This window comes from Holospora undulata HU1, from assembly GCF_000388175.3.
GTDB classification, from domain to species: Bacteria; Pseudomonadota; Alphaproteobacteria; order Holosporales; family Holosporaceae; genus Holospora; species Holospora undulata_A.
In genome coordinates this window covers 1-8,595 of sequence record NZ_ARPM03000107.1, presented here as the reverse complement: position 1 = coordinate 8,595, position 8,595 = coordinate 1, and the positions used below count along the sequence as shown (strand labels likewise).

The 8,595-nt window shown below is 35.7% G+C and carries 10 protein-coding genes; 4 read left to right on the top strand and 6 right to left on the bottom strand.

The genetic code is table 11. The annotated features are described in order from the left end of the window. Window positions 1-1,060: 1,060 nt before the first annotated feature. From K737_RS07755 to K737_RS02250, 5 genes are all read right to left on the bottom strand, one after another. Window positions 1,061-1,372, bottom strand: a complete 312-nt coding sequence (locus K737_RS07755; RefSeq protein WP_006290508.1) for a transposase — start codon at window positions 1,370-1,372, stop codon at window positions 1,061-1,063. A gap of 459 nt (window positions 1,373-1,831) precedes the next feature. Next, the gene (gene plsY / locus K737_RS02265; RefSeq protein ID WP_006290506.1) at window positions 1,832-2,461 is read right to left on the bottom strand and encodes a glycerol-3-phosphate 1-O-acyltransferase PlsY; all 630 of its coding nucleotides are present in this window, start codon (window positions 2,459-2,461) and stop codon (window positions 1,832-1,834) included. A gap of 12 nt (window positions 2,462-2,473) precedes the next feature. Next, complete coding sequence (locus K737_RS02260; RefSeq protein ID WP_006290504.1) at window positions 2,474-2,830, bottom strand: HesB/IscA family protein; 357 nt, start codon at window positions 2,828-2,830, stop codon at window positions 2,474-2,476. Between the two features lie 383 nt (window positions 2,831-3,213). Continuing rightward, complete coding sequence (locus K737_RS02255; protein ID WP_006290502.1) at window positions 3,214-3,954, bottom strand: dihydrodipicolinate reductase C-terminal domain-containing protein; 741 nt, start codon at window positions 3,952-3,954, stop codon at window positions 3,214-3,216. Further along, entirely contained in the window at window positions 3,945-4,625 is a 681-nt protein-coding gene (locus K737_RS02250; RefSeq protein WP_006290501.1) for a MarC family protein, read from the bottom strand. Before K737_RS02250 ends, K737_RS02255 begins: the two co-directional genes overlap by 10 nt. A gap of 398 nt (window positions 4,626-5,023) precedes the next feature. Between K737_RS02250 and K737_RS02245 the strand changes: the two genes are divergently transcribed. The 4 genes from K737_RS02245 to K737_RS11880 all read left to right on the top strand — a co-directional run bounded on the left by K737_RS02245 (window position 5,024) and on the right by K737_RS11880 (window position 7,955). Beyond that, entirely contained in the window at window positions 5,024-5,773 is a 750-nt protein-coding gene (locus tag K737_RS02245; RefSeq protein ID WP_006290499.1) for a ubiquinone/menaquinone biosynthesis methyltransferase, read from the top strand. 16 nt (window positions 5,774-5,789) lie between these two features. After that, window positions 5,790-7,025, top strand: coding sequence for a murein peptide permease AmpG (locus tag K737_RS02240; protein ID WP_006290495.1), 1,236 nt, complete (start codon window positions 5,790-5,792; stop codon window positions 7,023-7,025). Between the two features lie 349 nt (window positions 7,026-7,374). Then, window positions 7,375-7,494: an IS630 transposase-related protein gene (locus tag K737_RS11015; RefSeq protein ID WP_023490351.1), complete on the top strand. Its 120-nt coding sequence runs from the start codon at window positions 7,375-7,377 to the stop codon at window positions 7,492-7,494. Window positions 7,495-7,829: 335 nt separating this feature from the next. Further along, window positions 7,830-7,955 (top strand): transposase, encoded by a 126-nt coding sequence (locus K737_RS11880; protein ID WP_407636447.1) that lies wholly within the window; start codon window positions 7,830-7,832, stop codon window positions 7,953-7,955. Between the two features lie 294 nt (window positions 7,956-8,249). Here the strand turns inward: K737_RS11880 and K737_RS09960 are convergent, their stop codons facing one another. Next, window positions 8,250-8,393, bottom strand: a complete 144-nt coding sequence (locus tag K737_RS09960) for a hypothetical protein (RefSeq protein WP_161630409.1) — start codon at window positions 8,391-8,393, stop codon at window positions 8,250-8,252. Between the last annotated feature and the right edge of the window lie 202 nt (window positions 8,394-8,595).

The following is an 8,595-nucleotide window of genomic DNA, read 5'->3' as shown; positions in this document are numbered from 1 at the left end:
TATAGAAGAATTTCCAGATAGGTATAGATCCATGAAAGAGCTAAGAGGTTAGAAGTTAGTGCTTCTGGCATCAAATATGCAAAACAACGTTTAGGAGAGACATATAAAAAAACTCTCAATCATCCGATCCAGAGAAAAGGTCTAGATTTTGCCAAAAAATTAAGCAGCTAGAAAAAGCAGGTAAAACAATTAATTACATAGATGAAAGTGGTTTTGCTCATGATATGCCAAGAACGCAGGGGTACTTTGATAAAGGTAAGCGGTGTTATGGCTCTCATGACTGAGGGAGAACAAATCCCATAGGCGCTTTAATTGGAAAATATAATTGCAATTGGTTTGATATCTGGCTTACAAAGGGGGGTACTTCTTGAGTGCAGCAGATTTTATTACCAAACCTTCAAAAAGAAAGCGTTATTGTTATAGATAATGCCACTTTCCATAAATGGAAAGATAGGAAAAACATGCTAGAAGATGCTATAGTTTGCTTTGTTTTCCTCCTTATTCCCCTGATCTCAATCCTATTAAGAAAAAATGGGCTCAAGCCAAACATATAAGAAGAATAGTACCTTGCTCAATTGATCTCTTATTTCAATTCCATTTTTCGCAATCTTTTTATACTGATTTAGCTATAGTATAACTTCATAAATTTTATCAAATGTATCCTTTTTAACTCTTGTCGACCTGCGGAATTTTTCTTTTTCTATTTCTTTGATCTGTTCGTATTTATTACCTTACCTCCGGGTCTTTTTATCATAAATTCTGTTTAAAATAAATTCTAGTTTACGAAGCAATCTATTATTAGGTGTGATTAAATTTTTTTATACTCAACTCAAAAATTATATAGGTACATTTCTTCTTTCACGCCTTGATTTTTATAAACTCTGCTCTTGAAAAAATGTGCTTCCCCCCTTATTCTCTGTAAGTAAATATTTACTTATGATACCGTTTATCAATTTTTAATCAGAAAAATAAGCCAAGATATTCAAAAGAGAGAAAAAAAAGAAAAAGAGAAGTTGTACACTATAAAATTACGCAAAAAACTTAGAACCTATCTTCACAGTTAATCCAACCGACGAATCAGTAGCATTGAATGGGGGATCATAACGTTGTGTTTTGTTGGTTGAACGCCTATTTCATACTCCTTGGCCAATCGCCTAAAATGATTTAGCCAAGCAAATATTCTCTCTATCCTCCATCTTTTCGCTAAAATTTCCCAGCTCGACGTAATACGTGCCGAAATCTCTACGGTCTTCTTCAATAAGTTTTGAACAAGCGCTTCGAACGTTTTACGATAACTTTTACGATAACCAGAATCTGCGCATACGCCTTGAAGCGATGGATTTTTACACCTGCCTAACCAAATGCCTGGCATCCCACAGCAGTGTGAACTTTCACATGAAAAATATGTTCTTGGGTATTCGTGACACTATGGCATTTACGCCTTTGACTTTTTTTCCCATCAATCCCTTGATTTACAGCTTTGTCCGTAGTTTTTGCACTTTGTAAGTCAATATTATCGGATTAGCATTTAGTCCATTGTTTATCCGGATTTTTTCCACAAGAGCTCTTATCATTTTCTTCCAAATTCTGCTTTGTCTTTCTTTCATGTAAAACCTGTACACACTTTTCTAGGAGGATATGCTTGCGGCAAAAAGCGCAAATAACAGCCCGTCTTTATGGGATAAAATACCACGTTAGTAACCGCTCTCTTGCGTTTTTTACCACAATTCACTGTATCACAATGAGGTTTTATTAAATCTCTATTTTGTGTGACTCAAATCTCTCGGATAGGGCATGTCATTTACCTCCTAACCAGGCCTTATATCAGATTTTATTTAAATTGTGAAGACAGGTTCTTAGAATTTTTTTCAATTTTATTCTCTGCTCCTTGAATAAATCGGAGAAAATTTCTTCTGTGAGTAAAAAGAATAATTCCGCCCACAATACATACTAAACAGAAAAAAAATGGATAACGAACACTTATACTTGCCCCTAGCAAAACAATCGCTGTAGAAATTATACTCGCAAGGAAAGCATATCGCGTAAATCGTGCAACGATAATCCAAAAAACCACAGATATTCCAACCCAAAGCGGGATAAAAGGAAACAAAACTCCTGCCCCAGTGGCTATTCCTTTTCCTCCCTTAAACCTCAAAAAACAAGACCAAACATGCCCAGACACACAGGCCAGCGCTATCCCCATAGCTAAAAAATAGGAATTAAAAACTTTTAGAGCAAAATACACAGGAAGCATGCCTTTTAATATATCCAGTATAGCTACCAAAACAGCACACTTCCACCCTACCGCTCTATAAACGTTAGTAGTTCCAGAATTTCCAGATCCTATACATCGTGGATCAATCCCTTCCAGTAAAACGGGAATAATAACTCCAAAAGGAACGCTTCCCACTACATATCCAAAAACAATCCACATTAAAAAAGAATAACTGAACAAAATCATATTTCTATCCCTTTAATTTTTTATCTGAAAAGAACTTCCGCAACTGCACTGTTCATCAGAATTTGGATTTAACACCACAAACTGACTCATCATAAGTGTTTCTTGGTAATCAATGGTGCTTCCTTGAATGTACTTCATAGAAAGAGCATCTGTCACTACACTAACGCCGTCTTGCGTTATTTGTATATCTTCAGGACTCGCTTTTGAATAAAAGCGCTCTAAAGAAAAGACGTATTTTAAGCCCGCGCAACCACCGCTTGAGACACGAATTCGCAACACCACAGAAACGTTTTCAACTTTTTCTAATTTTTTTAATTGTTCAACACTTTTATTCGTAAAAAATAATTTATTTATACCAGAACAGTTCATAATTTATTACTCTTGTGTCATCAGACACTACCCCCCTTTATAAAGGACCTTGTTAAACATTTTCCTCGATCAGAATTGTGACATAAGTAACATAATAAAGTCTAGAGGGAGCTCAGTGAACCGATTTCCTTAAAGCTTAATAGAAATATTAAATTCTTTGCACAAAACAAAAAACCATGCACAAACAACGTAAAGAAAGCAAAAAATTACCTCCTCAGCGCAGTTGAAAAATTTTTTCGACAATCCAATGAAAAGGAAGTAAAAATGCTCTTCTTTGGAATTCTTCGAATTTATAATCTATACACCTAATTGAAGTTTTTTTCCAAGATTCAAAAACTTTTCTTCTTTTTTACTTACTTCGAAAAATAAAAATCTGCTATTTTTTACGGCTTACTACCTTTATTCTTAACGTAATATCCAACATCGTAATATCCTGGATCACGCTCTTTTATCCATACCGCCATGTCTAGTAAGCCTTTTGCAAAAACAGAACGATCTAGCACTTGATGTGTGCAATGAATAACTTCGTCGTTTCCAGAAAAAATCAAAGAATTCAATATCATTCCAGATCCTGCGCGAATGCAGCTCCAATGAATTTTATTTTTTAACCAAGGACACGCAGATTCCAGGTGCTGTGTAAAACATAAAGCTGTACCAGAAGGCGCATCTTTTTTATTTTTATGATGATGCTCATGGACGTGCACGTCCCAGTCAGGACCAAGCGCTTGCGCCAACTGTGTGGCAGAATATAGAAAATTCCACAATGATTGGGCAGCGTTAGGTGCATAAAGAACGGAACAAAATCCAAGAATTCCACACACCATATGGTTTACATCTGATTCGTGTCCTGTGCTGCCTATAACTAAAGATTTTTTTAGCGATTTTTTAGAATATTCCCCATCTTCGTAACAAGCAAGTCCTTGCAGCAAAGACTGGGTTCCCTTGGCACCCGCTACATCAATAATGACATCAGATCCCTCAATAAAATCTTTCAAAGAAAGCGTTAGATCGCCCTCTTGCTTAAAATCTTTTATAAAAACTTCGCTAATGCCACTGTAATCTTTTGCAAGATCTACTATTGCTTTTCCTAACTTTCCTAATCCCCCAAAAACACCTAAGCGCATTCCAACTCCCTTTCTGATTCAAAAGAAATGCTAGTCCCAGTTTCTGGTTTTTCCCAAGACTTGTACACTTCACTTACTCCACCAATCATGATTTGAACAGCAAGCATAGCCAAGAACAATCCCACTAACTTCTTTATAATTTCTAAAATACTTTTTCCCAAAAATTTTAAGATTTGTGGTGCCATATACAAAAATGCAAAATTAACCCCTACTGTTATTGCTACCGCAAGAACAATTCCTAGCGTGTACCCTATGTGCGGTTTTGAAATCGTTCCCAAAGCGTTGGCGATGATGCACAAAGCCCCAGGACCAATGATAGTAGGAAAAGCTAAAGGAAAAACTGCCAATCGTAAAAGATCTGAAGATTCCTTGCAAACGCTATTGTCTTCCTGCGCACTTACTAACTCACAAGCGGTACGAAAAAGAAGAAAACCTCCAGCGATTCGAAGCGCAGAAACCGTTATGCCTGCCCCTTCTAGTACGCTCATTCCAAATATACCAAAAGCACACCCGATTCCCAAAGAAACTAAAGAAGCACGAACTGCAAGTTCTCTTTGCTGTTTTTGAGACGCTTCTCCAGACAAGCCTACAAACCCCGAAACAACAATAAAGGGATTAACAACAATTAATAGACTTGATACTAAAGAATAAAAAAAGTTTAGCTCTTCCATAAATCCTAAAAAGACTTATCACATTCTTTGGACTATCCTACACCGATTTTTTAAATTTGTCACTCCTTTAAAGAGACTACTTTTAAAAGTACTCTTACTACTAGCTAAAGTCACATAAAAAAGCCATGTACAACGAGCATAAATTAAGATAGAAAGTCTGTCAAAACTTGAAAAAAAGATGACATATTCAGTTCAATGCCTTAAAAAATTGCTAAAGCTGAAATCAGCTGATGAGAGTTTTATCAATTTAAAATAATATTTAATATGAATTTTTTATGTGATCTTGGCTTATTATGCTCACAGCATAGTCATTTAAATTCTCTTCGATTTCTATATACTTGCTTGATTGGTAAAAATATTTTTGATAAGATTGAGTTCAAAATGATTAAGAGCGTAGTGTGAATTCTATCGCTTCTTTATTTGATCGTATTGCTCCTATTTACGATCAAATGAATAAAATTATGAGTTTGGGACGAGACGATTATTGGAGAAGATTTCTAATTTCCTATATCCCTTGGAGTGCATATTCTGATTTTTCTGCCATCGATATGGCGTGTGGAACAGGGGCAATAACAGACTTTTTTCTACAAGAAGCAAAAATTCAGCAAAAATCTTGTGTTTGTTGGATGATAGATCCCAGCACGGAAATGTTAAAACGTGCCAAAGTACGCAAATATTCTATGATGCCTTGTACAAAATTACACTTTTTAAAAGGATATGCTGAATCTGTTCCTTTGCCTTCAAAAATGACCGAAGTGTATTTATGTGGATTTGGGGTGCGCAATATGGAAAATCGCTTTCTTGCTTTTCAAGAAGCGTTTCGTTTGTTAAAACCGAAGGGAATTTTACTGATGTTAGAATTTTCTTTTGAAGTTATACCAATTTTAGCTTGGGCATATCGGCGCTATCTGCTTTATGGTATTCCTTTTTTAGGCAAATGGATTGCAAAGGATTTTTCAGCATATCAATATCTATCCGATAGCATTTTAGAGTTTCCCTCATCGGGAATAATTTTAAAAGAGTGCTCCCAGGCCGGATTTGAAAATTCTCAGTGCATTCCCATGGAAGGAGGTATAGTCCAATTGTATTACGCCCAAAAGCCAAATGATTCTTTACAAATCCAAGAAATGGGCCAGAAAACGGTATGAATTTTAGGGGAAATATATGAAATTTAAAAACATTCAGAGCAGAAAAATTCAAGGATTATTCGTGATTGGATTTTTAGGGCTCTGGGGAGGGCTGCTTAACAAAGTTGTGCGTACTTGGCCTCGTCTTTGGGGAAACGATTTAGGACTTTCCGTTCGAACCTTTGATATTTTAGCAGTCTTGGGAATATGTTACAGCTTAAAAATGTTTTGTGGACCTTTTTTTTCTTTGGCTTTGCCTTCTTGGATTCCGTTTAGCCCGAGAAGATTTTGGCTATCTATGCATTTAATAGCATTTAGTATTCTTCTTACAATTATTAGTTTTTGTTCTATGTTCTCTGGAATAGCATTTTTTGTTTGCACTGCTCTTTTATTCATGCTAGATGGAAATTATTCTATGATGGTTATTGCCTGTCAAAAGGATACGGGATTTGAAAATTTAAGAGGACTTCCAGAAAGTTTTTGTTTAAATGGGTATCGAGCAGGAATGACGCTGGCAGTTTCCGGAGCTTTGTTTTTCTCTCAATGCTCTTGGAGCTGGCCGATGTTGTACCATTACCTAGCAGGAGGCTGTTTAGTTGTAGCATTAAGCGTTTTATTTTTTCCTATGTTTAGTTCTTTAGATCTTGCGCCAATTCAGCCTTTTAAAGGAATCGGGTATAATTTTTTTTCTCCCATCAAAGAATTGTTGAAGCATCCTCAAATCCGTAAAATTTTTTTAATTTTAATGCTATATCGAGTAGCAGATCACTTATGGACTCCCAATCAGGAATTGTTTTTTTTACATATGGGGTTTTCCAAACAGCAATATAGTGTACAAGATTTCTGGAACTTTTGGGGAAGTTCTTTTGGAATTTTTGTTTCAGGGTATTGTATTCAAAAATTTTCTGTACTGCGTGTAATGCGTTGGGGAATGACAGGACAACTTCTGGTATTTGCTGGGTTGTTTTGGGGAAGTTTTGGAAACTCGTTGGGGGTGTTATCTTGTTTATGTATTTTTCAGCGAATTCTCCTTAATTTTTCACTTACCAGTGTATTTGCTTTTCAAATCATGACAGTTAATTTGGGACAAGCCATAACTCAGCTTAGTATTTTTACCGCGTTAGCTCACTTTAATTCTCAGTTGGTAAGTTCTTGTTCAGGATGGCTTATTGTGCATGTTGGATGGAGTGGAATGATTTTTGCCAGTATGTTGGCGTGTGTTCCAGCACTAATTTATATGTTTTGTGTATCAAAAGATAAAAATTTTTTATAATTCTTAGTAAAAGTGTTTACGGTAAAATTTTTTTTCAAAATTTAAACTACATTCTCCAGTAAGACATCTTTGGTAGTTCCCCTACATAACCTATCCTTTATGGAGAATATCCTCTCCCCCGTTGAACACTGATTAAGTTATAGTAATTTAGGTTGAATTGGGTGAAATAAAAGGAAAGAGACAAAGAGCCACAGCAACGATTTAAGACAAAGGTGAATAGAATATTTAGATGAGGGGGCGGGTATATTGAAGTATCGCAATTCATCGCAACTATTTAAAATAAGTGTATCAGCAATAGGCAGGTGGCATAGAAAATACAGACAAGAAGGCAGTTATTTTCCTAAGAAGCGTGCTTGGCTCAGAAAAAAAGATTGACTTAGAGAAGCTTGAAAAGTATGTTAAAGAAACCCAAGATACGACATTGAAAAAAGCTACTCAAGCATTTGGAGTACAATCAGTTGCTGGTTAAAAATATTAGGCTATAGCAAAAAAAGACTTTTCGCACGTGAAAGCAAGCCAAGTAAAGTAAAGAAAAGAAAAGCGAAGTCATTATCAAGAATCGATCAAATATATAGTGTATCCAAAGTCTTGTATATATTGATGAAAGTAGCATTGATATGGCTATGTGCAAAGACAGAAGGCTGGGGAAGAGAAAGTGAAAAGTTGGTTGGAAAAAAGAGTGGAAAATAGTATCAAAGAACAAATAATATTGCCGGTTTGGTTAATAACACGCCGATAGCACCAATGGGGTTTAACAGACTTGGGTAGAAAAATTTTTGATCAAGGAACTAAAGCCTGGTCAAGGTGTTATTGGATAATGCCTCTTTTCATAAACCCAAGAGAAGTAGAGAATTAATAGAATCTGTAAAATGCGGTATAATTTTTCTACCTCCTTTCTCTCCTGATTTGAATCCAATAGAGAAATTCTAGGTTAATATGAAGGGGTGGACAATATAGTAGGTTTCAATGCTCTATTCGACGCTATTTCGTGCTTCTTTAAAATATCTGATTCAACCTGAACTGCTATATACCATAACTTTAATTATATAATTTATTACATAATTATGAATCTATCCAGCTCTATTGGCATATTTTTTTATCATGTTTTGGCTATATATAGACGTATTTTGTAACCCGAATTGCCACAAAAAGATAACATTTCCTCTCTTTGGTGATCACCTATTGAGACCATTTCGTTTAAGGCAGCAATAAAATTGGAACGTTTCAGTTCGGGGAGGTGTCTTTTAGAGCAATATAAACCTCATCAAGCGATAATTTAGAAATACGTCTAGATTTGGAAAGCACATGGTGCTGCGTTAAGGATAAGACGCGCTTTGGCTGTGTCGGGCCCGAGCGCTTATACCTCAACGCTTAATGTCTTCTTCCATTTTAGAACCGTCTTGACGTTTAGGGTATGGTGTTTTGCAAGCGTTGGGGCGCTCTCTTTAGATTCTTGTAGTTCTTTTCTGATTCGTGGAGGTGTCTTGGCCATAAGTGTTGAAAGTGGTAGAGATAGATATTATGAGTATAAAGTTTTAATTTTATAATGATGTATTGATATATGGTTAGA

Bases quoted from the DNA above. Each gene is read 5' to 3' on its own strand.
- K737_RS02250 (WP_006290501.1), bottom strand. From the start codon at position 4,625: ATGGAAGAGCTAAACTTTTTTTATTCTTTAGTATCAAGTCTATTAATT.
- plsY (WP_006290506.1), bottom strand. From the start codon at position 2,461: ATGATTTTGTTCAGTTATTCTTTTTTAATGTGGATTGTTTTTGGATAT.
- K737_RS07755 (WP_006290508.1), bottom strand. From the start codon at position 1,372: ATGCCAGGCATTTGGTTAGGCAGGTGTAAAAATCCATCGCTTCAAGGC.
- K737_RS02260 (WP_006290504.1), bottom strand. From the start codon at position 2,830: ATGAACTGTTCTGGTATAAATAAATTATTTTTTACGAATAAAAGTGTT.
- K737_RS02255 (WP_006290502.1), bottom strand. From the start codon at position 3,954: ATGCGCTTAGGTGTTTTTGGGGGATTAGGAAAGTTAGGAAAAGCAATA.
- K737_RS02240 (WP_006290495.1), top strand. From the start codon at position 5,790: ATGAAATTTAAAAACATTCAGAGCAGAAAAATTCAAGGATTATTCGTG.